The organism is Bradyrhizobium sp. USDA 223 (assembly GCF_044909005.1).
GTDB lineage: Bacteria > Pseudomonadota > Alphaproteobacteria > Rhizobiales > Xanthobacteraceae > Bradyrhizobium > Bradyrhizobium yuanmingense.
The window spans coordinates 7059569-7083948 of record NZ_JBIYDR010000001.1; the positions used below are offsets into that span (position 1 = coordinate 7059569).

A 24380-nucleotide genomic window follows, 5' to 3' on the forward strand; every position below is an offset into this window, starting at 1 on the left:
TTCCGCGGACGACGGAATGCGGGCGTGCCTCTTTCAATTTGCATCGAACGACCCCAGATAAAGCGCCATGGTTTCCCAATCTCCTGACATGAAAACCGGGCCTGAAGGCCCGGTTCGCGCGCCATCATCGGTTCCGATCGATGACGCCGTGCTGCCTTACGAGGTCGACGCGCTCGACGTGCGCGGGCGCCTGGTGCGGCTTGGCCCCGCGCTCGACGACATCCTCACCAAGCACGACTATCCCGCAGCCGTGGGCAAGCTGCTCGGCGAGGCCATCGTGCTGACGACGCTGCTTGGATCGGCGCTGAAATTCGAGGGCCGCTTCATTCTTCAGGCCCAGACCGACGGTCCGGTGTCGTTCCTGGTCGTCGACTACAAGGCCCCGGACCGCCTGCGCGCCTATGCGCGCTTCGACGCCTCGCGCCTGGGCACGACCAAGGATTCCGGCACGCTGCTCGGCCGCGGCCATCTCGCCATGACCATCGACCAGGGCCCCGACATGAGCCGTTACCAGGGCCTGGTTGCGCTCGACGGCGGCAGCCTGGAAGACGCCGCCCACGAATATTTCATGCGCTCCGAGCAGATCCCGACGCGCGTGCGCCTCGCGGTCGGCGAGGAGTGGCGCTCGAGCGACGGCGGCAAGCATCGCTGGCGCGCCGGCGGCATGCTGATGCAATTTCTGCCCAAGGCGCCGGAGCGCGCGCGGCAGGCGGACTTGCATCCCGGCGATGCGCCCGACGGCACCGAGGTGCACAGCGTCACTGAGGACGATGCCTGGGTCGAGGCCCGCTCGCTGATCGAGACCGTCGAGGACGTCGAGCTGATCGATCCCGAACTCTCCGGCGAGCGGCTGCTCTACCGCCTCTTCCACGAGCGCGGCGTGCGCGTGTTCAATCCGCAGGTGCTCGAGGCGCGGTGCTCCTGCTCGCGCGATGCGGTCGCCGCGATGCTCAAGAGCTTCTCGCACGACGATCGCGCCGCCATGGTCAAGGACGACAAGGTCGTGGTCACCTGCGAGTTCTGCTCGTCGGTGTACCAGTTCACGCCGCACGAAGCGGGCGTCGAGGACGCGTAAGCCTACCCGCGTCGCTGCACTCAATGACGAGTGGAGCAGTGCCACACGCGCGGTGTCATCGCCCGACTTGATCGGGCGATCCAGTACTCCGAGACGATGCTGATCGAAACGAGAGGCCGTGGCGTACTGGATGCCCCGGTCAAGCCGGGGCATGACAGTTGTGAGTGTTACGGCGAACTCGCCTCCCTAATTCAACACCCGCTTGTTGTCGGGGCTGTCCAGCGAAAATGTCGGCACGTCGATCTCGAAACGCTCGCCGGTTTCGCTGACCATCTGGTAGCGGCCGGTCATGAAGCCCGAGGCGGTCGAGAGCGGCACGCCGGAGGTGTATTCGAAGCGCTCGCCGGGGGCCAGGATCGGCTGTTCGCCGACCACGCCTTCGCCCTTCACCTCCTGCTGGCGGCCGGAGGCATCGGTGATGATCCAGTGCCGCGTCTTGAGCTGCACGGTCTCCTCGCCCGAATTGGTGATGACGATGGTGTAGGACCAGAAGTAGCGCGAGCGGTCGGCCGACGATTGCTCCGGAACAAAGTTCGGCTCGACGGTCACTTCGATCTGGCGGGTCACGGCGCGGTACATGGCTGTCATCATACCGAAATCCGCCCCGGGAACCAAACCCCCGCGGGCGCCTTGGCGACATCGTCCCGCCAGAATTGGCGGGAAAGCACACCACCGAGGGAGACACCCTGATGTGATCCGGACGCTTTGCGAGACGACAGCCGGACCATTACACTGCTTCAATGTCGCGATTTGCGGAAGGGTTTCCAGGCCCCGATGACCATTGCCGACCAAGTGACGGGATCGACCATCGCAGGAACCGCGGGCGCCAAGCCCGCAGGGACCAAGGCGCGCGCCGCAGCGCCGGCCATCACGCTGCCCGCCATCGGCGAGCGCGAGCTCCGACTCGATCTGTTCCGCGGGCTCGCGCTATGGCTGATCTTCATCGACCATCTGCCGCCCAGTCTGCTGACCTGGTTCACGATCCGCAATTACGGCCTCAGCGACGCCACCGAAATTTTCATCTTCATCTCCGGCTACACCGCCGCCTTCGTCTATGGCCGGGCCATGCTGGAGAGCGGCGTTCTCATCGCCACCGCGCGCATCCTGCGCCGGGTCTGGCAGATCTACGTCGCCCACGTCTTCCTGTTCACGATCTTCCTCGCCGAGATCTCCTATGTCGCGACCAGGTTCGAGAACCCGCTCTACACCGAAGAGATGGGCATCATGGACTTCCTCAAGCAGCCCGACGTCGTCATCGTGCAGGCGCTGCTGCTGCGCTTCCGTCCCGTCAACATGGACGTGCTGCCGCTCTACATCGTGCTGATGCTGGCGCTGCCTCTGATCCTGTGGTCGATGAAATGGCGGCCGGACGTCACGCTCGGGCTGTCGGTCCTGCTCTACGCGGTGACCTGGGAGTACGACCTTTACCTGTCGGCCTATCCGAACGGCTTCTGGGCCTTCAATCCTTTCGCCTGGCAATTGTTGTTCGTGTTCGGTGCCTGGTGCGCGCTCGGAGGTGCGCGTCGCATGTCGGGCATCCTGGCCTCGCCCGTGACGATGTGGATCTCGATCGCCTATCTCATCGCGGCGTTCTACGTGACCTTGACCTGGTACGTGCCCCAGCTCTCCCAGTTCATGCCGAAGCAGATCGAACAATGGATGTATCCGATCGACAAGACCGACCTCGACGTGCTGCGCTTCGCGCACTTCCTGGCGCTGGCGGCGCTGACCGTACGCTTCCTGCCCCGCGATTGGCCGGGCTTGAAATCGCGCTGGCTACGACCATTGATTCTATGTGGTCAGCATTCGCTCGAGATCTTCTGCCTCGGCGTCTTCCTGGCCTTTGCCGGCCATTTCGTCCTCGCCGAAATCTCCGGCGGGCCGGTGATGCATGCGTTGATTAGCCTCTCCGGAATCCTGATCATGTGGGGAGTTGCGTGGATCATTTCGTGGTACAAGCGTGTGGCTGACAAGAGCGGTGCGAAAACCAAGAACGCCGTCGGCAACGCCGATCTGGCGGGAGGGGGCTGATGAAGGCGAAGGTTCTCCTGAGCCTGGTCCTGCTGTGCGGTAACCTCGCCGCGCCCACGGCGCGCGCGGGCGATGCCGCGTCTGCCGCATCCCCTGTGCCTGCGGCCTGCGAATTGCCGTCCTATCTGCTGACCAGTGAAAGCCAGCTGCCCAAGGTCGCCGAGGCGATCAAGGCCGGCAAACCGCTCGACATCCTGGTGATCGGCAGCCGCTCGACCACGATTCCGTCGTCGGAGAGCAGCTCCTATCCGGCGCGCATGGAGGCGATCCTCAAGGAGAAGCTGCCGCCCTCCGAGCCGGTGCACGTCTCCGTAGAAATACAGAGCAAGAAAACGGCAGAGGAGACCGCGTCCACCTTCGTTAAGCTGATGGAAGCAAAAACGCCTACTTTGGTCATCTGGCAGACCGGGACCGTGGATGCTATCCGATCCATCGATCCCGACGAATTTCGTAGCGCGGTGACCGACGGGGTTGTTGCGCTGCAAAAGGCAGGGGCGGACGTCGTCTTGATGAATTTGCAATATAGCCCGCGCACCGAGACCATGATCTCGGCGCAGCCTTTTCTCGATAATATGCGCGTCGTGGCACAGGAGCACGACATCCCGCTGTTCGATCGTTTCGCGATCATGCGGCAGTGGAATGAACAGGGCCAGTTCGACCTGTTCAACCCGTCCCGCGGGCCTGAGCTGGCGAAACAGGTCCATGATTGCCTCGGCCGGGCGTTGGCACAGTTCGTGATTGACGCTGCTCATCTGGAGCCGGCCCAGCAGCAAAATTGAGGTCTAGCGTTAATGAGTTCTCTCCGCCCTTTTTGCCTGACGTCATGGTTGGCCGTGCCTGCAACAGCAGTGCTGTTGTTGCTGACGCCCGCCTCGCATGCGCAGACGCCGGCTGCACAGCCGGCGACCCCCGCACCCGCCCAGTCGCCTGATCCCGCGCCCGCAGCGCCGTCCCAGACCACCGTCGCCGCGAGGTCGCCCGAGCAGCGCGGCGTCACCTCGCGCGCCATCGACAAGGTGAAGGAGGTCGCGAAGTCCGCCGCCGACATCTTCAGCCGGGTGCCCTGCCTGCCGCCGAAGGGCGGCTCCAAGGCGATGGGCTCGCTGCCGCATGTCGCGAGCAAGCTGGCCGCCGGCCAGCCCGTCGTCATCGTCGCGTTCGGCTCGTCGTCGACTCAAGGGTTCGGCGCGAGCTCGCCGGAGTTCAATTACCCCAATCGTCTCGCCGCGCAGCTGCGCCGGCACTATCCGACCGCCGACATCAGCGTCATCAATGCGGGCGTCGGCGGCGAGGACGCCCCCGAGATGATGAAGCGTCTGCAGACGCAGGTGATCGACAGGCATCCGGATCTCGTGATCTGGCAGGTCGGCACCAACGCCGTGCTGCGCAATCTCGATCCCGGCGAGACCGTCAAGCTGGTGGAGGACGGCATCAACCGCATTCAGGCCGCCGGCGGCACCGACATCGTGCTGGTCGATCCGCAATATTCGCCGGCCGTCAACCAGCGCAAGGAGAGCGCCGGCAAGATGATCAAGCTGCTCGGCAACGTCGCCGAGCTCCGCAAGGTCGGTATCTTCCCCCGCTTCGAGGTGATGCGCGACTGGCACGAGAACCAGTCGATCCCGGTCGAGAGCTTCGTCATCGCCGACGGCCTGCACATGAACGATTGGGGCTATGCCTGCTTCGCCCAGCTGCTCGGGGACGACATCATCCGCTCCGTCGGCCAGATCAAGCTCGGTGTGAGCGTGCCCGCCGATGTGAGAACGTACCGGCCGATGTAGAGGCGAGTAGGGAATGGCGAGTAGCGAATAGGGCTGGGTCCATTTGCCACTCACTATTCGCCATTCGCCCTCACGCCTTCTCCAGCGCCGCGGTGAGATCCTCGATCAGGTCATCCGCGTGCTCCAGCCCCGCCGAGAAGCGGATGAAGCCCTCGCTGATGCCGAGCGCGGCGCGGTCTTCCGGCTTGAGGCGCTGATGCGTCGTGGTCGCCGGATGCGTGACGAGGCTCTTGGCGTCGCCGAGATTGTTGGAGATCTTGGCGAGCTTCAATTCGTTGAGCACACGGAACGCCGCCGCCTTGCCGCCCTTCACCTCGAAGCCGACCAGCGTCGAGCCGCCGCGCATCTGCTTCTTCACCAGCGCCGCCTGCGGATGATCGGCGCGGCCGGGATAGACCAGTCGCGAGATCTTGGGATGGCTCGCCAGCACCTCGGCGACGCGCGCGGCCGTGTCGGTCTGCGCGCGCACGCGCACGCCCAGCGTCTCCAGTCCCTTGAGCAGGACCCAGGCATTGAACGGCGAGATCGACGGGCCGGTCTGGCGCATGAAATTGTGGATGTGCTCGGCGATGAAGGCTTCGGAGGACAGGATGATGCCGCCGAGACAGCGGCCCTGGCCGTCGATGTGCTTGGTTGCGGAGTAGACGACGACGTCGGCGCCGAGCGCGAGCGGGCTCTGCCAGATCGGGGTTGCAAACACGTTGTCGACGACGAGCCGCGCGCCGCCCTTGTGCGCGATCTCGGCAATCGAGGGAATGTCGAGCACGTCCAGCGTCGGGTTGGTGGGGCTCTCCAGGAAGAACGTCTTGGTGTTGGGCCTCAGCGCCCGTTGCCACTGGTCGAGATCGAGCCCGTCGACCAGCGTGGCCTCAATGCCGTAGCGCGGCAACAGGTCCTGGATGACGTAGAGGCAGGAGCCGAACAGCGCACGGGAGGCGACCACGTGATCGCCGGCCTTGAGCGGCGCCAGGATCGCGGTCGTCACCGCCGCCATGCCGGTTGCCGCCGAGCGCGCGGCCTCGGCGCCCTCGAGCTCGATCATGCGGCGCTCGAACATTGCAATCGTCGGGTTGGAATAGCGCGAATAGATGAAGCCGGGATCCTCGCCCTTGAAGCGCGCCTCGCACTCCTCCGCGCTGGCGTAGACATAGCCTTGCGTCAGGAACAGCGCCTCCGAGGTCTCCCCATATTGCGAGCGCAGGGTGCCGGAATGGACCAGGCGGGTTTCGGGGCGGTAGGCAGCAGACGACTTCGACATAGGACCCTCTCCGACATGACCGTCGAGGCAAAACGGTCACAAAAAAACCGGCCTGGATATCTCCACGGGCCGGGATCACAGAGGTCCCCGGCCTGTTTAGCGACTTATTTAACGTGGCTGCAAGCCGGCCGGCTCAAATCACCACGGGATAAGTGATGCTCATATTCCGCAATGCCCTTTCCGTCAAGGCGTCCATCGGATAGCCGTAAAAGACTTGTATTTCCGGCATGGCCGGATGCATTCGACCCCTGATGAGGACCCCCGGTTGACGTTCACGGTCGCCGCCGACGCCAATGGTATCCTGCCCGACCGCACGATCGCGGCGATGGCGGAAGAAGGTCTCATCCTGCCCGCCTACGACTTCGTCGAGAGCCAGATCCAGCCGGCGAGCCTCGATCTGCGCCTTGGCGACATCGCCTATCGGGTCCGCGCCAGCTTCCTCCCCGGGCCCGGTGCCACCGTGGCCGAGCGCATCGACGAGCTGAAGCTGCACGAGTTTAGCCTCGCCGACGGCGCGGTGCTCGAGACCAACTGCGTCTACATCGTGCCGCTGCTCGAGAGCCTCGCGCTGCCGCCCGAGATCGTCGCTGCCGCCAATCCGAAGAGCTCGACCGGCCGGCTCGACGTCTTCACCCGCGTGATCGCCGACGGCACCCGTCGCTTCGACATGATCGGCGCCGGCTATCACGGCCCGCTCTATGCCGAGATCAGCCCGAAGACGTTTCCGGTGCTGGTGCGCGAGGGCTCGCGTCTCAGCCAGGTGCGCTTCCGCACCGGCGATGCCATCCTCAATGCCGACGAGCTCGATGCGCTGCACGCCAGCGAACGTCTCGTCGACATCGACGATGCGGATCTTTCCGGCGGCGTTGCCGTCTCGGTCGATCTCTCCGGCGAGAAGGCGAGCGGCTTCGTCGGCTATCGCGCCAAGCGCCACACCGGCGTCGTCGATGTCGACCGCCGCGCGGGCTACGCGGTGGAGGATTTCTGGGAGCCGATTTCGGCGCGCCCCGATGGCAGCCTGATCCTCGACCCCGGCGAGTTCTACATCCTCGCCTCCAAGGAAGCGGTGCAGGTGCCGCCCGACTACGCCGCGGAAATGGTGCCGTTCGACCCCCTGGTCGGCGAGTTCCGCGTGCACTATGCCGGCTTCTTCGATCCCGGCTTCGGCTATGCCGGCGCAGGCGGGCTGGGATCGCGCGCCGTGCTGGAGGTACGCTCGCGCGAGGTGCCGTTCATCCTCGAGCACGGCCAGATCGTCGGCCGCCTCGTCTACGAAAAGATGCTGGCCCGCCCCGACGCCATGTACGGCCAGCGCATCGGTTCCAACTACCAGGCGCAAGGCCTGAAGCTCAGCAAGCATTTCAGGGTGTAGTGCTAACCTCACCCACCGCTGTCATTCCCCGCGGAGGCGGGGAATCCAGTACGCCGCGGCCTCTCGATTCAAGCATGACCATCTCGGAGTACTCGATCGCCCGTCCCAGTGCGCAATGGCGCACAAGGCGGGCGATGACACCGAGATCGCGTCTGGTTGCGTCACCCGATCCGCGATGACACACTCCCGCAAAACAACAAGCCGGGAGCGAACATGACCACCGCACCAGACCTCGCGCAGGAAGCGCAATGGAAGCGCTGGCGTGCGATCGCCGATCTCTATCACGCCTGTTTCACCGGGCTGATCCTCACAATCGTCACGCGCCGCGGCACGGCGGATGCGGCAGAATTCGTCTTCCGCGTGTTCCGTCGCCAGCAGCAGGAACGCTTCCTGCCGGGGCTCAAAAAGCTCGGGATCGACCATCTGCCGCCGGCGGTCGCGGCTGCGCAATACCACTATCTCTCCAACTGGATCGGCGGCGTGCACGTCGAATACATGTATGAGAGCGACACCAAAGCCTGGATCCGCTATCCGCCGCCGCGCTGGATCTGGAAGGGCACCGCGATCTGCGGCATCCCCGGCGAGGTCTCCCGCGCCATGCTGCGCGGCTGGCACGCCAACAATGGCGCGGCTCTCGGCGATCTCAGGCTCGGCTTCGTCTGCACCAAGCAGAGCGTCGACGGTCAGGACGGGCTCGAAGGCTATTATCATCTCTACGACCATCCGCTCGAGCTTGACCAGCGCCTCGTGTTCGCGCGCCACCTCGAAGCACCTTTGTTCGATGCGAAGACGGCGCCCGCATTGCCGGTCGCGAGCTGGCCAAAACCGCGGCTGGAAAAGGCCTATCGCAATTACGCGATGGAATATGTCCGCACCGCCGCGCCCGTGATGGTGCAGCTGTTCGGCCCGGAGGATGCCGGCTATCTGCTGCACCTCACCGGCAAGCTGATCGGCATGCAATATTTCGACGAGGTCGCCGCGGCGCTGGCGACGACCCGCGGCGGCGCGCGAGAATTCGCATTGTTCCTGAACGCGATGCTCGCTGCGCAGGATGATGCGGCCGAGATGACGCAATCGGAAGGCACGTTCGAGATCCGGCAGCAGAGCTGGAAGCTGATGGACGACATCGCCGACTACCACCGCGCCTGCGCGAAGGTGCTGGAGGGATTGTTCGAGGGTCTCGCCGCAGGCTGCGGCCGGCATATCGGCGTGCAGATGCGCACCGCGGTAGGCGGCCGTCCGCCGCTGGTGTGGACGATCGAGTAATTCCACCGCTTGAAATGCGCTGCCGCAGGGCACGCCTGCATCAGGCGCAGGCGGAAGCACCGCGCGCCGTGCTAACACGCTTCAGCTGCGCCATTCGCGCGAACGAATCCATTGGCACACCAAGTGATTGCTGCGCTGCAAATGGCGCTTGCGCCCGGGAGAGGACATGTCCGACATCGCCGAAATCCCGGTCGATGAGCAAGAGCGCCCGCTGCCGCCGCCTCCGCCGCCGATCAGAAGCGCGCTGACCGACGGGCCGATCCTGCGCACGCTGCTCTCGCTCGCTTGGCCGAACGTGATCGGCCTGTCGGCCGGCATCTGCGTCGTCATCGCCGAGACCTCCTATGTCGGCCGGCTCGGCGTCGAGGCGCTGGCGGCGATGGCGCTGGTGTTTCCGACGATCATTCTGACGATGACGATGTCCGGCGGCGCCATGGGCGGCGCGGTGGCCTCGGCCATCGCGCGTGCGCTCGGCGCCGGGGACCGCGAGCGCGCCGGCATCCTGGCCGTGCACGCGATGCTGATCGGCATCAGCTTCGGCCTCGTCTTCATGCTGGGCATGCTGATCTTCGGGCCGAGGCTGCTCGAAATGCTCGGTGGCCGCGGCGATGTGCTTGCGCATGCGATCGCCTACACGCAGGTGTTCTTCGGCGGCGCCGTGCTGCCCTGGCTGCTTAACACCATGGCGGGCATCTTGCGCGGCACCGGCAACATGAAGCTGCCGTCGTTCCTGATCCTCAACTCCGCGGCCTGGCAGATCGTGCTCGGCGGCACGCTCGGCCTCGGGCTCGCGCCAGTGCCGCAGTTCGGCATGCGCGGCGTCGCCGCCGGCGCGCTGATCGCCTACACCATGAACATCGGCATCATGAGCTGGTACCTGTTCTCCGGCCGCGCGCGGATCACACTGAAGCTGCGCGGCCTGCGCATCCAATGGGCGATGTTCTTCGACATCCTCAAGGTCGGCGCCATCGCCTGCTTCTCGCCGCTGCAATCGGTGCTGACGATCTCGATCTTCACCCACATGCTGGCGCAGTTCGGCACTGCGATCCTCGCCGGCTACGGCGTCGGCGCGCGGCTCGAATTCCTGCTGACCTCGATCGCATTCTCGTTCGGCATCGCCTGCGTGCCGATGGTCGGCATGGCGATCGGCGCCGGCCGCATCGCGCGGGCCCGGCGCATCGCCTGGACCGCCAGCGTTGCCGCTTTCGTGGCGGTCGGTGCGCCGGCGTGCCTCGTTGCGATCTTCCCCGATCTCTGGGTCAACATGTTCACCGACAGCGTGGCGGTGCGCGCGGCGAGCCATCAATATCTCTCGACGGTCGGGCCGTTCTACGCCTTCTTCGGTCTTGCGACGACGATGTATTTTTCCTCGCAAGGCGCGGCCAAGGTGATCGGCCCGGTGCTGGCGCAGACCGCGCGGCTGATCTACATCGCCGGAATCGGCTGGTGGCTGTCGAGGCACGGCGCCAGCGCGAAGAGCTTCTTCTGGCTCGCCGCGAGCTCGATGGTCGTGCTCGGCCTCTTGTCGTGCTCCAGCGTCGTGCTGACACGCTGGGGACCGCGCGAGACGAAGCCTGCGATCAAGCCGGCGCTTTCGGCTGCCGACTAGCGACGCTTGTGTCGGCGATGGCCGCCGCCGGTATTGGCGAGCCGCATCAATTGCGGGATCATCGCCATCATGTCGCTGCCGCCGCTGCCGCCGAGCATGCCCATGATGTCGCCGCCGCCCATGCTGCCGATCCCGACCGGCATGATGCCGCCGCCCATCGGCGCGTAGCCGCCGTAGATCGGTGCACTGAATCCGCCGCCGAAATTGCCGCCGCCGCCCATCAAGCCGCCGAGCCCGCCGCCGCCGTTCTCCATCATGCGGCTCATCATCGGGCCCATGGTCCGCATCAGCATGGCGAAGCGGCGCTTGCCCATCTTCGCCTTCATCATCTCCAGCATCGGCGCCATCTGGGTCATCATGTCCTCGCCGCCGGCACCGCCGCCGCCGAGGAATTGCGCTTTTGCCGGCACGCTCGAGATTGAAAACAGCAGCAGCATTGCAGCTGCCTGGCAGATCACCTTGTCCGCACCTCTCATGGCATGCTCCTCGCGTGCGTGGCGCCGCCGGGAGAGCAGAGCCAACCGGACGCACGCGGGCATGGTTAGGGCCGGCGAGGACGGAGCTCTGTGAGAAAACTCACAGTGAACGATCAGGCTGCCGCGGGCGGAAACGCCTTGTGCATGGCGGCCACCGCCTCCTTGGTTTGCCCCTGGACGTAAGGCGCGAGCTCGTTCGGCAGCATGTCGATGATCCAGACGAGGCGGCAGCTCGTCTCGCCCTCGACAATGACCTGCACCGAGGCGCTGTAATGCCTCAGCCGCTCGTTGCTGATGGCATAGACGAGGCGCCGCCGCGCATCGTCGCAGTCGACCAGCACTTCGCGCGCGACCGAGCCGTTGGCGAAGGTGACAATGCGCGCATCGCCATCGAGCGTGCACGCCGTGACGAAGCCCGGCACCAGCCGCTGATGTAGCGCGCCGAAATCACGCACTGCGCCCCAGACGTCGCGCGCGGGGGCGGGGAGGGAGATGTCGTTGTGGATGGAGGCCATGAAGGTATCCTTGATTGCGATAAGTGGTGCCACAGATGCCGTCATTGCGAGCGCAGCGAAGCAATCCAGAACTGTATCCGCGGAAGCAGTCTGGATTGCTTCGTCGCAAGAGCTCCTCGCAATGACGGAGCGAGTGGCTAGCGCTCACACACAAACCGCCTCGACATTGTTGCCATCAGGGTCGATCAGGAACGCCGCGTAATAGGTCGGGCTGTAATCCTTCCGCGGGCCGGCGCCGCCATTGTCGCGACCGCCGCACTTGAGGCCTTCGCTGTGAAACGCCTTGACCGCGTCATGATCCCCGGCGCGGAAGGCGATGTGGACGCCGTCGGCCTTGCGGCCCTTGTTCAGGTGCAGCCACAGCGCCGGCTCGCCCTTCGGCCCGAAGCCGGCATAGCCGTCGCCGCTCGAGCACAGGACAAAGCCGAGCGGCGCCAGCACCGCGCTGTAGAAGCGCGTGGCGGCGTCGAGGTCGGCAACGCGCAATCCGATGTGGTCGTACATGTTCGTCTCCATTGCGAAGAAGCGTGCCGCGAAGGACACGCGCCGGAGACGACCCTAGTCAGTTGAGGGCAAGCTGCTCTTGGAGAATCTTGCGCTCCCCCTTCGACGCCTGCCGGAACTTGGTCGGCGACACGCCGGCGGCGCGATGGAAGGTGCGGACGAAATTGGAGAGATCGCCGAAGCCGACGTCATAGGCGATGTCGGTGACGGGGATGTCGTCGTCAGCGAGCAGCCGTGCCGCGTGGCGCAGCCGCGAGCGCACGAGATATTGATGCGGGGTGACGCCGAGCACGGCCGAGAACAGCCGCAGGAAATGAAACGGGCTCAATCCCGCCTGCTTGGCAGCCTGCTCGAGGTCGAGCTCGGCATGCGAATTGTCGTCGATCCACAGCGCCGCCTCCACCGCGCGGCGGCGGTCGCGTGCGGTGGGGGTGGCCGGCTTGCGCGCTTTGCCCGAGACGGCGTCGACAAAACGGCCGGCCAGGATTTGGCCGATCTCGTCGAGACCGAGATCGCTGTTGCCATCTGCTGCCGTCTGGGCCAGCTCGCCCAGCACCATCAGCTCGGGCAGCGGCGGCGTCGCGCCGATCTGCCAGACCTCGCGCCGCCCGCCGAGGGCGTCGACCAAATCCTCGCTGAAGAAGAAGCCGAGGCAGACGTCGCCGGACACGTGCTCATGCGTGCAGGTGTATTCCTCGCCGGGGGCGCCGATCAGCATCGAGCCCGCCACCAGCTCGAAGAAGCCGGCGCGGCAATGGCAGCCGAAGCTGCCGGAGCGGACATAGGCGATGGAATGGCCGGTGCGGCATTCCGCAAACGGCGTGTCGTCCGGGCCCGCATCGCAGCGAAACTCGGATGCCGTGATCGAGGGCGTCGTCAGCAACGTGGTGGCGTGCATCCCGCGTATTTAGGTAGGCGCCCGCGGCGGAGCAACCGGCAGCAGCACCTCGAACAGCGTCTTGCTGGCGATGGGGTGGGCGCCTTCGAGCGCCAGCAGCCGCCGCTTGGAGATCACGCCGCCATAGGGCGAGAGCCGGTCGGTGTAATTGCCAGCCTCCAGCACCCGGTGGCAGGGCACGATCAGCATGAAGGGATTTTTCGCAATCGCCTGCGCCACGGAATAGGACGCGCCGGAGGCGCCCAGCGCCCGGGCGACCTCGTGATAGGTGCGCGTTTCCCCGCGCGGAATGCTGCAGGTGTACTCGTAGACGCGCCGGTCGAAGCCGGGCACCCCGCCGGCGTCCAGGCTGACCTCGGAGAAGTCGGGATCGTGACCTTGCAGCAGGCCCGTGATGCCCTCGATCGCCAGCTCGGCGTTCTCGGACGGGCGCTGCTCCCGCGCCTCGGGATGGACCTGGAAAATCCGGCGGCGGGTGTCGATCTCCCGCGCCTCCGGCAATTGCACGGCGACCACGCCGGTGCCGCTCCAGATGATGCCGCAACGGCCTATGGCCGTGTCGAATATCGCGTAAGCCCGCCCCACCATGCACACGCCCCACTCAGTGCACGTTTCTCCCCGGAAAAGCGATCATAACACCGCCACAATCCGGCGCACCTGGAATCTTATCAGGCCGTTAACAACCGCCCGGCCGGTCGCGCCAAACCGCTTGGCGGCAGGCGCCGTCTCGGCTAATCAGGAGGGGCGCAAAGCGCGCGCATCGCGGGCGTAGTTCAATGGTAGAACGGCAGCTTCCCAAGCTGCATACGAGGGTTCGATTCCCTTCGCCCGCTCCAAGTTTTCCCCGATCGACGTTTCATTGGTGCCGGCGTGACAAACTCGCTCTCGCGAGCGGCGCAAAGATTCCAATATATTAGCTCTTCGCTCCCGGCATGCACCGCTTCCCCGGCTTAAGCTCCAGGGCGTCCGGCGGGTGAGGTCCTCGTGCCGGGCAATGTTGGGATGAAGGCCAGGACCTGCAAAGAGATGGACCAGCAAAAACTCGATCGCGCCATTGGCCGGCGCCTGAAGACGCTGCGGACGCAGGCCGGGATAACGTTGAACGAACTCGCGGCGCGCTCCGGCGTCAGCCGGGCCATGATCGGGCGGGTGGAGCGGGCGCAGAGCAGTGCGACGGCGGCGCTGCTGAACAAGCTCTGCGCGGCGCTCGACGTCACGCTCAGCGATGTCGTCGCGCTCACCGAGAAGCCGCCGGAGCGCCTGGTGCGGCTTTCCGACCAGCCGCTCTGGCGCGACCCCGACAGCGGCTATCGCCGGCGGCACGCCTCGCCGCCGGATGCGGCAAGCGGCATCGAGATCATCGTGGTCGACCTCCCCGCCGGCGCGCGCGTCTCCTACAGCCCCTGGGGCCGCAACGCCTTCACCCAGCAGCTCCTGATGCTGGAGGGCGCCATCGCCGTGCATATCGACGCCAAGGCGGTGCGGCTGCGCGAGGGCGATTGTTTGGATTTCGACGTGATGCGCGCCGTGATCTTCGAAAACGAAACCAGGCAGGACGCGCGCTACGTCATCATCGTCAGGCGCGGCGCGTCCTACGGCAAGATGTGAAGGCAAAGCGTGGAGACGAGCACGATGCAGATCCGTACCGGCGACACCTATGATCCGCGCGTCGTCGCGCTGCTCGATCACCACGTTGCGGCCGCACGGGCGCAGACGGCGCCGGGCAGCGACCATGCGCTCGATCTCGCGGGCCTGCGTGCACCTGACGTCGCGTTCTGGACCGGCTGGGACGGCGAGACGCTGGTCGCCACCGGCGCGTTGAAGACGCTTTCGACTGGCCACGGCGAGGTCAAGTCGATGCACACGCTGCAGACCGCGCGGCGGCGCGGCTATGGCGGCCAGATGCTGCGTCACATCATCACGGAGGCCCGTGGGCGCGGCCTGACGCGGCTCAGCCTCGAGACCGGCTCGTGGGACTATTTCAAGCCGGCGCACGCACTCTATATGGCGCACGGTTTCGTCGCCTGCCGCCCGTTCGAGGGTTATGTCGAGGATCCCAACAGCCTGTTCCTGACGCTGGAGCTGTCGGCGCCAGGCCGCCGATAGCTACAGCATGATTCGGAAAAGTGTGAAGCGGTTTTTCCGAAAAGATCATGCTCAAACAACAACCTAAAGCGCGATGACGCTTCACCCTGATCGCATCGCGCTTTAGGAGCGCGTCTCCTCGATCTTGTCGAGCACGCGCTCGGGGGCGATGTCCCGGGCCGCTTCCTGCAGGTCGCGCTCCGCGTCCGGCTTGACGTCGAGCCGCTCGGCGACCTGAGTGAGCAGGCGGGCCACCTTGGTCAGCTCGTGCTCGGCGAGCAGGCTGATCTGGAGATCGAGATCGGCGCGCTTGTCGGCCGCCGCGGTCATGCGGTTCTGCGAGATCAGCACGAAGGTGGAGAGGAAGATCGCCTCCACCGAGGCGATCATCGCCAGCATGACGAAGCTCTCGTCCCAGGCCGGAATTCCCGGAATCCAATGCAGGTTGGCGATGATCCAGAACCCGAACAAGGCGAGGTGCAGGTAGACGAAGATCATGCTGCCGGTGAAGGCCGTGATCGCGTCCGCGACCTTGTCCTGGCCGCGTGCCGCCTGCTGCTCGCGGCGCCGCCGCGCCACCAGTGCCTGGATGTTGCGCTCGAGCGTCGGGCTCAGCCCCTCGCCGGAATCATGTGTGAGGTCGTTATGCACGCCCCGGCAACGGTCCGCTCGCGGAGCCGTTCCTGGAAGAGGAAGCAAAAAGACGCTTCCCCTCACCAAAATGAGTTGCGTACCTCAAAACACCTCTGCTAGCCTTCAGCCATGGCCGAGACCCTCGCCCCGACTGTGCTGACGCTGAAGGACATCGCCCGCGAGGCGGGTGTCAGCCTCGCCACGGTCGATCGCGTGCTGCACAACCGGCCGGGGGTCCGCCCGGATACGGTCCGGCGCGTCAAGGACGCCATCGCGCGCAATTCGTTCCAGCCGCATGTGGCGGCCGCCGAGCTCGCGCGCGGCCGGGCCCGCCGCTTCGCCTTCGTGATGCCGTCGGGGCCGAACCCGTTCATGCAGCAGATCGAGGCCTATCTTGGCGAGATGGCGGCTTGGCTGTCGGCCCGCCGCCTCAATGTTGAGATGATCGCAACCGACGTGTTCGAGCCCGCCGCGCTCGCGGCCTCGCTCGAGGCGCTGTCCGGCGACTATGACGGCGTCGCCGTGGTGGCGCTGGACCATCCGAGCGTCCGCGCCGCCATCAATGACCTCGTCGATGCCGGCGCCAAGGTCGTGACGCTGGTCTCGGATGTGCCGTCGTCGCGCCGCCACCATTATGTCGGCATCGACAACATCGCCGCGGGCCGCACCGCCGGCGCGCTGGTCGGACGCCTGGTCGGCCAGAGGTCCGGCAAGGTCGCGATCATCGCGGGCTCGCAGGGCCTGCGCGACCATGCCGAGCGCATCTTCGGCTTCAACCAGGTGATGGCGAGCGAATTCCCCGATCTCAGCGTGCTGCCGGTGCTGGAAGGGCGCGACGAGGACGATCGTTCGGAGCAGCTGCTGGCGCGGCTGCTCGGCAAGCATCCCGACATCGTCGGTCTCTACAACGTCGGCGCCGGCACGCAGGGCGTCGCCAAAGCGCTGAACGGCAAGGCGTTGAACGACAAGGCCTCGGGCGCGGCCGGGCGTGACAAGCAGGTGGTGTTCGTCGGGCACGACGTTACCGCGTTGACGCGCCGCTTGCTACTGCAGGGCGTGATGGATGCCGCGATCTCGCAGAACCCCGGACATGAAGCGCGCGCGGCCGTCCGCGTGCTGCTCGCGCTCGCCCGGGGCGAACCGATCTTGAGCGAACAGGAGAAGATCCGGATCGACATCGTGATGCGGGACAATCTGCCCTAGCGGCAGGTGGATTTGGCAACAGAAGGCCAACGGGGAAAAGCGACGCAAGATCGCTCTCCGTCTCAGGCGAAAGGGAGGACGAATTGTATCTCGGGATCGACATCGGCACGTCCGGTGTGAAAGCGGTGCTCGTGAGCGAAGCCGGCGCGGTGACCGCGACGGCAGCGCGCGAGCTTGCGCTGTCGCATCCGGCGCCGCTGTGGTCCGAGCAGGATCCCGACGCCTGGGTCGATGCGGCCGTCGGCGCCGTCGACGATCTCGCCGCGCGCCATCCGCGCGAGGTCGCGCAGGTGCGCGGCATCGGCCTGTCGGGGCAGATGCATGGCGCGACGCTGCTTGGCGAGGACGGCCGGCCGCTGCGTCCGGCCATCCTCTGGAACGACGGCCGCTCGCAGGCCGAATGCGCCGCGCTGGAGCGGCGCTGTCCCTCGCTGCACGCGATCGCCGGCAATCTCGCTATGCCGGGCTTCACCGCGCCGAAGCTGCTCTGGGTGGCACGGCACGAGCCGAAGATCTTCGACCGCGTGGCGAAGGTGCTGCTGCCGAAGGCCTATGTCCGCTATCGCCTGACCGGCGAGATGGTCGAGGACATGTCGGATGCAGCAGGCACGCTGTGGCTCGACGTCGGCCTGCGGCGCTGGTCCGCACTGCTGCTGCATGCCACCGGGCTCGATCTGCACCACATGCCGCGCCTCGTCGAGGGCAGCGCGGCGAGCGCGGTGCTCGCGCCTGAATACGCGCAGCGCTGGGGCATGGCGAAAAATGTCGTGGTCGCGGGCGGCGCCGGCGACAATGCGGCCAGCGCGATCGGGCTCGGCGCCATCGCGCCCGGCGATGCCTTCCTGTCGCTGGGAACGTCGGGCGTCCTGTTCCGCGTCACTGATCGCTTCGCCCCCGCCCCGGCCTCGGCGGTGCATGCCTTCTGCCACGCGCTGCCCGGCCTCTGGCACCAGATGGGCGTGATGCTGTCGGCCGCAGCCTCGCTCGCCTGGCTTGCCGGCGTGATGGAGACGCCGGCCGCGGCGCTCCTGGCACCGCTCGGCGAGCGCGTCGATGCACCAAGCCCGGTCCAGTTCCTGCCTTATCTCGACGGCGAGCGCACCCCGCACAACGATGCCGCCGCCAGCGGCGCCTTGGTCGGTCTGCGCGGCGCGACCGGGCGTTCAGAGATCGTGCAGGCGGTGCTCGAAGGCGTCGCCTTTGCCGCGCGCGACAATCTGGCGGCGCTGAGCACAGCCAGCGGGCCAATCGGCGAGGTCGATCTCGTCGGCGGCGGCTCGCGCTCGCCGCTATGGGCGCAGATCTGCGCCGACGTGCTCGGCATGCCCGTCCACCGCGTCGAGGAAGGCGAGGTCGGCGCCGCGCTCGGCGCTGCGCGGCTCGGCCGGCTCGCCGCGACCGGCGAGAACCCCGCGAACGTCTGCACGCGCCCGCGGCGGCTCGCAAGCTTCACACCCCGCCCGTCCGTCGCCGCGGCATATGACGAGGCCTATCGGCGATGGCGCGCGCTTTATCCCGCATTGAAGGAGTCTTAAGTGAACGCGCCAGCCAAATTCTTCGATGCAAGTGCACCCGTCGCCTTCGGCGGCAAGGAGGCCGAAGGCGCGCCCGCCTTCCGCTGGTACGACAAGGACCGCCTGGTGCATGGCCGCCGGCTCGAGGATCACTTGCGCTTTGCGGTCTGCTATTGGCATTCGTTCTGCTGGCCGGGCGGCGATCCCTTCGGTGGCGAGACCTTCCTGCGGCCTTGGCACCACGGCACCGACGCGATGGCGATGGCCCGCGCCAAGGCCGATGCCGCCTTCGAGCTGTTCCGCCTGCTGGACGTCCCCTACTTCACCTTCCACGACGTCGATGCGGCGCCGGAAGGCGCTTCGCTCGCCGAGTCCGTCGCCAACCTCAACGCCATCGCCGATCTGTTCGAGCAGAAGATGGCATCGAGCAAGGTTCGCCTGCTCTGGGGCACTGCGAACCTGTTCACGCACCGCCGCTACATGGCGGGCGCCGCGACCAATCCGGATCCCGACATCTTCACCTATGCCGCCGGCCAGGTCCGTGCTGCACTGGAGGTGACGCACCGGCTCGGTGGGCAGAACTACGTGCTGTGGGGCGGACGCGAGGGCTACGAGACGCTGCTCAACACCGATCTCAAGCGCGAGCTCGACCAGCTCGGCCGCTTCGTCTCGCTCGTCGTCGAGCACAAGCACAAAATAGGCTTCAAGGGCCCGCTGCTGATCGAGCCGAAGCCGAAGGAGCCGACCAAGCATCAATATGATTTCGACGTCGCCACCTGCTACGGTTTCCTCGAACGCTACGACCTGCTCAAGGACGTCAAGCTCAACATCGAACAGAACCACGCCATCCTCGCCGGCCACTCATTCCATCACGAGGTCGCGCTGGCCGAGGCGCTCGGCGTGTTCGGCTCGCTCGACATCAACCGGGGCGACGATCTGCTCGGCTGGGACACCGATCAGTTCGCGATGAACGTGCCGGAGCTGGCGCTGGTGTTCCACGAAATCCTGAACCGGGGCGGCTTCACCACCGGCGGGCTCAATTTCGATGCCAAGATCCGCCGCCAGTCGATCGACCCCGATGATCTCATCCATGCCCATGTCGGCTCGATGGATGCCTGTGCGCGCGCCTTCCTCGCCGCCGCCGACATGCTCGACGCCGGCACGCTGAGTGCGCCGCTCGCAAAACGCTACGAGGGCTGGGCAAGCCCGGAGGGCCGCGCCATTCTCGGCGGCCAGCGTTCGCTCGCCGATCTCGCCGACCGCGCGATGTCTCCCGGCTTCGATCCGCAGCCGCGCTCGGGCCGGCAGGAATATCTGGAATCCCTGGTCAACCGCTATGTCTGAGGAAACGCCGCTGATGACGAAGAACGCGACACCGGTGCTCGAGCTCACCGGCATCGGCAAGGAGTTCGGCGCGATTCGCGCGCTGCACGACGTCGACATGCAGGTCTGGCCCGGGGAGGTGGTCGGCCTGATGGGCGACAACGGCGCCGGCAAGTCGACGCTGGTGAAGATCATCGCCGGCAATTTCCGCCCCACCCATGGCGAGATGCGCTTTGCCGGCAGCGCGGTGCATTTCAACCGGCCGGTCGATGCCCGCGCCGTCGGCATCGAGGTCGTCTACCAGGACCTCGCGCTGGCGGATAATCTCACGGCGGCCGCCAACGTCTTTCTCGGCCGCGAGCTGAAGCGCAGGTTCGGACCGATTGCCTTGCTCGATCACAAGGCGATGGCGTCGCGCGCGCTCGAGCTGTTCGGCGAGCTGCGTTCGGAGACGCGCCCGGACGATCTCGTCAGGCAGATGTCGGGCGGCCAGCGCCAGGCCGTCGCGATCGCGCGCACCCGGCTGTCCAATGCGCGGCTGGTGATGATGGACGAGCCGACCGCCGCGATCTCGGTGCGCCAGGTCGAGCAGGTGCTCGGCCTGATCCACCGGCTGAAGGAGCAGGGCGTCGCCGTGATGCTGATCTCGCACCGCATGCCCGACGTGTTCGCCGTATGCGACCGCGTCGTCGTCATGCGGCGCGGCGAGAAGCGCGCCGACAAGTCGATTCACCAGACCTCCCCCGAGGAGGTCACCGCCCTCATCACCGGTGCGAAGGAGGCGGCGTGATGGCCATGCCCTTGGAATCCCCGATCAGCTTCACCAATGTCGGCAAGATCAGGTGGTGGCAGCGCGGCATCTTCGCCTCGCAGACCGGCTACGTCCTGCTCGCGCTGGCGGTGCTGCTGGTGATCATGCATTTCGCCAGCCCCTACTTCTTCACCCAGGGCAACATGCAGAACGTGGCGAAGAACTTTTCCTTCATCGCCATCGCGACGCTCGGCGTCACCTTCGTGATCATCACCGGCGGCATCGACCTGTCGGTAGGATCGATGATGTGCTTTTCCGCCATGATCACATCGATGGTGATGACCGAGCTGTCGGCGCCCGGCTCGCCGCTGGTGCACATGGCGGCGGACGGCAAGACCGTGCTGGCCAATGTGCCGGGGCTGATCCTGCTCATCTCGATCCTCGCCGGCCTCGGCGCCGCGCTGATTGCAGGCCTCGTCAACGGCTTCTGCATCGCCGTGCTCGGCCTGTCGCCCTTCGTCACCACGCTCGGCATGCTCTCGATCGTGCGCGGGCTCGGCTATGTCGTCTCCAACGGGCGCGGCAGCTTCCCGGGCGGGCCGGACGCCGATTATTTCTACGCGCTCACGTCCGGTGACGTGCTCGGCGTGCCGGCGCCGTTCATCTATCTCGTGATCCTGGCGCTGACCATGGCCGTGGTGCTGCACCACACCTCGTTCGGCCGCCACGTCTTCGCGCTCGGCGGCAACGAGAAGGCGGCCGAGCTCACCGGCATTCCGGTGGTGCGGGTGAAGATCGAGGTCTACGTGATCTGCGCGCTCGCCGCGGGCCTGCAGGGCATCATCATCTCCGGCTGGCTCGGATCGGCGCCGGCCAACATGGCGATGTCCTACGAGCTCAACGTGATCGCGGCGGCCGTGATCGGCGGTGCTAATCTCGCCGGCGGCATCGGCGGTCCGCTCGGAGCCATCGTCGGCTGCGTGCTGCTGGAGGTGATCCGCAACGGCCTCGTGCTGGCCCAGGTCAGCTCGTACTGGCAGCAGACGCTGGTCGGCGTGATCATCATTCTGGCTGTGCTGGTCGACCGCGTCCGCTCGCGGATGACCTAACATGACGACATCTCGGGAAGGCAAGGAAAACGCCGCCTATCCGCTTCCCGGGGGCTTTCGAGGGGATAGGCACCAACAAGAGTGGAGGAGACAATGAGGAAACTGCTTCTTGCCGGCATCGCGGTTGCGATGATGGCCACGCCGGCATTTGCTGCGAACTACCGCTTCGTCATCGTGCCGAAGGCGATGAACAATCCGTTCTTCGATTTTTCGCGCGACGGCTGTCTGAAGCGCGCCAAGGAGCTCGGCAACATCGAGTGCATCTACAAGGGACCGGTCGAGCATGAGCCGGCGAACCAGGCCCAGATCATCCAGGACTTCATCACGCAGAAGGTCGACGGTCTCGCCATCTCGGTCGCGGACGTCGCGGCCATGACCAAGTCGATCGAGGCGGCGACCGCCGCCGGCATTCCCGTCATCACCTTCGATGCCGACGCGCCGGGCTCCAAGCGCATCGCCTATATCGGCACCAACAACAAGGAGTTCGGCCTGGCCCTCGGCAAGGAATTGCTGAAATTGCGGCCTGACGGCGGCAAATACGCCATGGTCTCCGGCGGTCCCGGCGCCAAGAACCTGGCCGAGCGTGTCGACGGCGTGCGCGAGGCGCTGAAGGGCTCGAAATGGACCGAGGTCGCGGGTTCGCCGAGCTTCTGCAACGACGATCCCGCGCTCGCGGTCCAGCAGATGACGGACATGCGTACCGCAACGCCGGATCTCGCCGCCATCGTTCCGATCGGCGGCTGGCCGATGTTCGCGCCCGAAGGCTTCAAAGCCTTCGCCAGCAGGAACAAGAAGGACATCGATTCCGGCAAGTTCACGCTGGTCGTCGCCGATACGCTGAAGATGCAGCTCGAGCTGCTGCGTGACGGCTATGCCAATGCGCTGGTCGGCCAGCGTCCGTTCGAGATGGGCGAGAAGGCGATGGACACGCTGCTCGCCATCAAGAAGGGCGAGAAGGTGCCGGAGATCGTCTACACCGGCCTCGATCTCGTCACCAAGGACAACGTCGCGAAGATGTTGAAGTAGGAGCGCTGCCCAGCCCCGCGCTTCTGCATGCCTCTCCCGCTTGCGGTTTCCGCAAGCGGGAGAGATGATTTGGAATGGACGACGATCGCTGGAAGGCATGGGAATGAAAAGATCGCGGCTCGGCGCGCTCGATGTCACCTCGATCGGCCTCGGTTCAGCCCCGCTCGGCGGATTGTTCTCGCCCGTCAGCGATGCCGATGCGCACGGGACGATCGAACGGGCCTGGTCGCTCGGTGTCCGATTCTTCGACACCGCCCCGCTCTACGGCTTCGGCCTCGCGGAGCGGCGGCTGGGCGCCTTCCTGCGGCAACAGAGGCGAGACTCCTATGCTATCTCGACCAAGGTCGGCCGCCTGCTGCGCGCACCTGATGGCGCTGCCCCGGAGGACGAGCACTACAAGGGCACGCCGCGCGAACGGCCGGTGTTCGATTTCAGCTATGACGGCGTGATGCGGTCGGTGGAGGAGAGCCTGCAGCGCCTCGGCCTCGACCGCGTCGACGTCCTTCTCGTGCATGATCCGGACGATCATTATGACGATGCCGTCAGCGGCGCCTTCCGCGCGCTCCAGCGCCTGCGCGAGGACGGCACGGTGAAGGCGATCGGCGCCGGCATGAACCAGTCCGAGATGCTGGCCCGCTTCGCCGAGGCCGTGCCGGTCGACTGCTTCCTGCTCGCTGGCCGTTACACGCTGCTCGACCAGGGCGCGCTGGATGCGCTGTTTCCGCTGTGCCAGGCCAGCAATATCGGCATCCTGCTCGGCGGCATCTACAACAGCGGCATCCTGGCCAATCCGCGGGCGAGCGCGAAATTCAACTATCAGGATGCTGACGCTGCGCTCGTGGCACGCGCGCTGGAGCTCGACGAACTCTGCCGCAGGCACGGCACCGAGCTGAAAGCCGCCGCGCTGCAATTCTGCATGGCCCATCCGGCGGTGACGGTCGCCGTGATGGGCGCGCGCAATGCCGCCGAAGTCGCCGACAACGTCGCGATGTCCGAGAAGGCGGTGCCGCCGGCATTCTGGCAGGAGCTGCGGGCACGAAAGCTGGTCGATGCGCGCGCGCCATTTCCCGGCGGAGCGTAGGACATGATCGTCGATGCCCACCAGCATTTCTGGGATCCGGCGCGCGCCGATTATCCCTGGATGGAAGCGGACGAGCTGGCGCCGATCCGCCGTGCCTTCGGCCCGGCCGATCTCGCGCCGCTGCTACAGGCGAACGGCATCGACGCCAGCATCCTGGTGCAATGCCGCTCAGCGCTGGAGGAGACCGAGGAGTTTCTGCGTATCGCGGATGCGACGCCCTCGGTGATCGGCGTGGTCGGCTGGGCCGATCTCACCGATGCGGCGCTCGGCGAGACGCTCGACCGGCTGCGCGCTCTGCCTGGTGGCAACAAGCTGGTCGGCATCCGCCACCAGGTCCACGACGAGCTTGATGCGGATTGGCTGCTGCGCGAGGACGTCCAGCGCGGACTCACGGCCGTGTTCGCCCACGATCTCGCTTACGATTTCCTTGTCCGCAGCCGCGAGCTGCCCGCGGCGGTCGCAACCGCGCAGGCCTTTCCGCACGCGCGTTTCGTGCTCGATCACGCCGCCAAGCCGCCGATCGCCGAAGGCGGCAGCGCCGAATGGTCCGAGCGCATCGCGGCGCTGGCTGCCTGCGGCAATGTCTGGTGCAAGATCTCGGGATTGGCGACCGAGGCGGTCTGGAACGATTGGAATGCGGAACGGCTGTTTCCGTTCGTGGAGCACGCCGCGAAATGTTTCGGCGAGGACAGGCTGATCTTCGGATCGGACTGGCCCGTATGCCTGCTCGCGGGAAGCTACGGCGAGATCACGACCGCGCTGGAGGCCTGCCTGGCGCGGCTCGGCCCGCGTGTGCGCGACAAGGCTTTCGGTGTGAATGCAGCGCAGGCGTATCGGCTGGTATCGCGCGTCGGCGCCTGAGCGCGCGCC

At 66.2% G+C, this 24380-nt stretch carries 25 protein-coding genes, 1 tRNA gene and 1 riboswitch; of the genes, 18 read left to right on the forward strand and 8 right to left on the reverse strand.

The window, feature by feature from the left end; genetic code table 11:
• Nucleotides 1-67 precede the first annotated feature (67 nt).
• Nucleotides 68-1075 carry an Hsp33 family molecular chaperone gene (locus ABIA40_RS32815; protein WP_404545405.1) on the forward strand — a complete coding sequence of 336 codons (1008 nt, stop codon included), beginning with the start codon at nucleotides 68-70 and terminating at the stop codon, nucleotides 1073-1075.
• A 186-nt stretch (nucleotides 1076-1261) separates the two neighbouring features.
• Here the strand turns inward: ABIA40_RS32815 and apaG are convergent, their stop codons facing one another.
• Nucleotides 1262-1654 (reverse strand): Co2+/Mg2+ efflux protein ApaG, encoded by a 393-nt coding sequence (gene apaG / locus ABIA40_RS32820; RefSeq protein WP_024337101.1) that lies wholly within the window; start codon nucleotides 1652-1654, stop codon nucleotides 1262-1264.
• A 195-nt stretch (nucleotides 1655-1849) separates the two neighbouring features.
• Here apaG and ABIA40_RS32825 point away from each other — a divergent pair, with 195 nt between their 5' ends.
• Genes ABIA40_RS32825 through ABIA40_RS32835 form a run of 3 tightly spaced genes read left to right on the forward strand, consistent with a single transcriptional unit; the run spans nucleotide 1850 to nucleotide 4887 of the window.
• Nucleotides 1850-3106 carry an OpgC domain-containing protein gene (locus ABIA40_RS32825; RefSeq protein ID WP_404545407.1) on the forward strand — a complete coding sequence of 419 codons (1257 nt, stop codon included), beginning with the start codon at nucleotides 1850-1852 and terminating at the stop codon, nucleotides 3104-3106.
• Nucleotides 3106-3885, forward strand: coding sequence for an SGNH/GDSL hydrolase family protein (locus tag ABIA40_RS32830; RefSeq protein ID WP_271546336.1), 780 nt, complete (start codon nucleotides 3106-3108; stop codon nucleotides 3883-3885). Before ABIA40_RS32825 ends, ABIA40_RS32830 begins: the two co-directional genes overlap by 1 nt.
• Nucleotides 3886-3897: 12 nt before the next feature.
• Entirely contained in the window at nucleotides 3898-4887 is a 990-nt protein-coding gene (locus tag ABIA40_RS32835) for an SGNH/GDSL hydrolase family protein (RefSeq protein ID WP_271546334.1), read from the forward strand.
• Between the two features lie 70 nt (nucleotides 4888-4957).
• Here ABIA40_RS32835 and ABIA40_RS32840 read toward each other — a convergent pair whose 3' ends face one another.
• Nucleotides 4958-6145: an O-succinylhomoserine sulfhydrylase gene (locus ABIA40_RS32840; RefSeq protein ID WP_225128479.1), complete on the reverse strand. Its 1188-nt coding sequence runs from the start codon at nucleotides 6143-6145 to the stop codon at nucleotides 4958-4960.
• Between the two features lie 75 nt (nucleotides 6146-6220).
• A riboswitch (SAM riboswitch) is annotated at nucleotides 6221-6300 on the reverse strand.
• Between the two features lie 80 nt (nucleotides 6301-6380).
• Between ABIA40_RS32840 and ABIA40_RS32845 the strand changes: the two genes are divergently transcribed.
• The 3 genes from ABIA40_RS32845 (at nucleotide 6381) to ABIA40_RS32855 (ending at nucleotide 10392) form a co-directional block, all read left to right on the forward strand.
• Nucleotides 6381-7517, forward strand: a complete 1137-nt coding sequence (locus ABIA40_RS32845) for a 2'-deoxycytidine 5'-triphosphate deaminase (protein ID WP_404545410.1) — start codon at nucleotides 6381-6383, stop codon at nucleotides 7515-7517.
• A gap of 213 nt (nucleotides 7518-7730) precedes the next feature.
• The gene (locus tag ABIA40_RS32850; protein WP_404545412.1) at nucleotides 7731-8783 is read left to right on the forward strand and encodes a hypothetical protein; all 1053 of its coding nucleotides are present in this window, start codon (nucleotides 7731-7733) and stop codon (nucleotides 8781-8783) included.
• A gap of 166 nt (nucleotides 8784-8949) precedes the next feature.
• Complete coding sequence (locus ABIA40_RS32855; RefSeq protein WP_404545414.1) at nucleotides 8950-10392, forward strand: MATE family efflux transporter; 1443 nt, start codon at nucleotides 8950-8952, stop codon at nucleotides 10390-10392.
• Here ABIA40_RS32855 and ABIA40_RS32860 read toward each other — a convergent pair.
• The 5 genes from ABIA40_RS32860 to ABIA40_RS32880 form a co-directional block, all read right to left on the reverse strand.
• Nucleotides 10389-10868, reverse strand: coding sequence for a hypothetical protein (locus tag ABIA40_RS32860; RefSeq protein WP_404545416.1), 480 nt, complete (start codon nucleotides 10866-10868; stop codon nucleotides 10389-10391). The two genes, ABIA40_RS32855 and ABIA40_RS32860, sit on opposite strands and share 4 nt — an antisense overlap.
• Nucleotides 10869-10981: 113 nt before the next feature.
• Nucleotides 10982-11383: an SRPBCC family protein gene (locus tag ABIA40_RS32865; RefSeq protein ID WP_275501357.1), complete on the reverse strand. Its 402-nt coding sequence runs from the start codon at nucleotides 11381-11383 to the stop codon at nucleotides 10982-10984.
• A 144-nt stretch (nucleotides 11384-11527) separates the two neighbouring features.
• Complete coding sequence (locus tag ABIA40_RS32870) at nucleotides 11528-11887, reverse strand: VOC family protein (RefSeq protein WP_198399887.1); 360 nt, start codon at nucleotides 11885-11887, stop codon at nucleotides 11528-11530.
• Between the two features lie 58 nt (nucleotides 11888-11945).
• On the reverse strand, nucleotides 11946-12785 hold the full coding sequence (locus ABIA40_RS32875) for a helix-turn-helix domain-containing protein (protein WP_404545418.1): 840 nt from the start codon (nucleotides 12783-12785) through the stop codon (nucleotides 11946-11948).
• Nucleotides 12786-12794: 9 nt separating this feature from the next.
• A complete protein-coding gene (locus ABIA40_RS32880; protein WP_225134336.1) occupies nucleotides 12795-13373 on the reverse strand; it encodes a methylated-DNA--[protein]-cysteine S-methyltransferase in 579 nt (192 codons plus the stop codon).
• Between the two features lie 174 nt (nucleotides 13374-13547).
• Here ABIA40_RS32880 and ABIA40_RS32885 point away from each other — a divergent pair.
• The 3 genes from ABIA40_RS32885 to ABIA40_RS32895 all read left to right on the forward strand — a co-directional run bounded on the left by ABIA40_RS32885 (nucleotide 13548) and on the right by ABIA40_RS32895 (nucleotide 14891).
• Nucleotides 13548-13621, forward strand: a tRNA-Gly gene (locus ABIA40_RS32885).
• Between the two features lie 190 nt (nucleotides 13622-13811).
• A complete protein-coding gene (locus ABIA40_RS32890; RefSeq protein ID WP_275510897.1) occupies nucleotides 13812-14393 on the forward strand; it encodes a helix-turn-helix domain-containing protein in 582 nt (193 codons plus the stop codon).
• A gap of 24 nt (nucleotides 14394-14417) precedes the next feature.
• The gene (locus ABIA40_RS32895; RefSeq protein ID WP_404545421.1) at nucleotides 14418-14891 is read left to right on the forward strand and encodes a GNAT family N-acetyltransferase; all 474 of its coding nucleotides are present in this window, start codon (nucleotides 14418-14420) and stop codon (nucleotides 14889-14891) included.
• 102 nt (nucleotides 14892-14993) lie between these two features.
• Here the strand turns inward: ABIA40_RS32895 and ABIA40_RS32900 are convergent, their stop codons facing one another.
• Nucleotides 14994-15521, reverse strand: a complete 528-nt coding sequence (locus ABIA40_RS32900) for a DUF1003 domain-containing protein (RefSeq protein WP_404545423.1) — start codon at nucleotides 15519-15521, stop codon at nucleotides 14994-14996.
• A gap of 111 nt (nucleotides 15522-15632) precedes the next feature.
• Here ABIA40_RS32900 and ABIA40_RS32905 point away from each other — a divergent pair, with 111 nt between their 5' ends.
• The 8 genes from ABIA40_RS32905 (at nucleotide 15633) to ABIA40_RS32940 (ending at nucleotide 24371) form a co-directional block, all read left to right on the forward strand.
• Complete coding sequence (locus ABIA40_RS32905; RefSeq protein WP_271546311.1) at nucleotides 15633-16706, forward strand: LacI family DNA-binding transcriptional regulator; 1074 nt, start codon at nucleotides 15633-15635, stop codon at nucleotides 16704-16706.
• Nucleotides 16707-16789: 83 nt separating this feature from the next.
• The gene (gene xylB / locus ABIA40_RS32910) at nucleotides 16790-18241 is read left to right on the forward strand and encodes a xylulokinase (RefSeq protein ID WP_404545425.1); all 1452 of its coding nucleotides are present in this window, start codon (nucleotides 16790-16792) and stop codon (nucleotides 18239-18241) included.
• Nucleotides 18242-19564, forward strand: coding sequence for a xylose isomerase (xylA, locus tag ABIA40_RS32915; protein ID WP_404545427.1), 1323 nt, complete (start codon nucleotides 18242-18244; stop codon nucleotides 19562-19564).
• 13 nt (nucleotides 19565-19577) lie between these two features.
• Complete coding sequence (locus ABIA40_RS32920; protein WP_404545429.1) at nucleotides 19578-20333, forward strand: ATP-binding cassette domain-containing protein; 756 nt, start codon at nucleotides 19578-19580, stop codon at nucleotides 20331-20333.
• Nucleotides 20333-21403, forward strand: a complete 1071-nt coding sequence (locus tag ABIA40_RS32925) for an ABC transporter permease (RefSeq protein ID WP_157285690.1) — start codon at nucleotides 20333-20335, stop codon at nucleotides 21401-21403. Before ABIA40_RS32920 ends, ABIA40_RS32925 begins: the two co-directional genes overlap by 1 nt.
• Before the next feature lie 93 nt (nucleotides 21404-21496).
• Nucleotides 21497-22429 carry a sugar-binding protein gene (locus tag ABIA40_RS32930; RefSeq protein ID WP_057028437.1) on the forward strand — a complete coding sequence of 311 codons (933 nt, stop codon included), beginning with the start codon at nucleotides 21497-21499 and terminating at the stop codon, nucleotides 22427-22429.
• Between the two features lie 103 nt (nucleotides 22430-22532).
• Nucleotides 22533-23510, forward strand: a complete 978-nt coding sequence (locus ABIA40_RS32935; protein WP_404545431.1) for an aldo/keto reductase — start codon at nucleotides 22533-22535, stop codon at nucleotides 23508-23510.
• 3 nt (nucleotides 23511-23513) lie between these two features.
• Nucleotides 23514-24371, forward strand: coding sequence for an amidohydrolase family protein (locus tag ABIA40_RS32940; RefSeq protein WP_404545433.1), 858 nt, complete (start codon nucleotides 23514-23516; stop codon nucleotides 24369-24371).
• Nucleotides 24372-24380 lie beyond the last annotated feature (9 nt).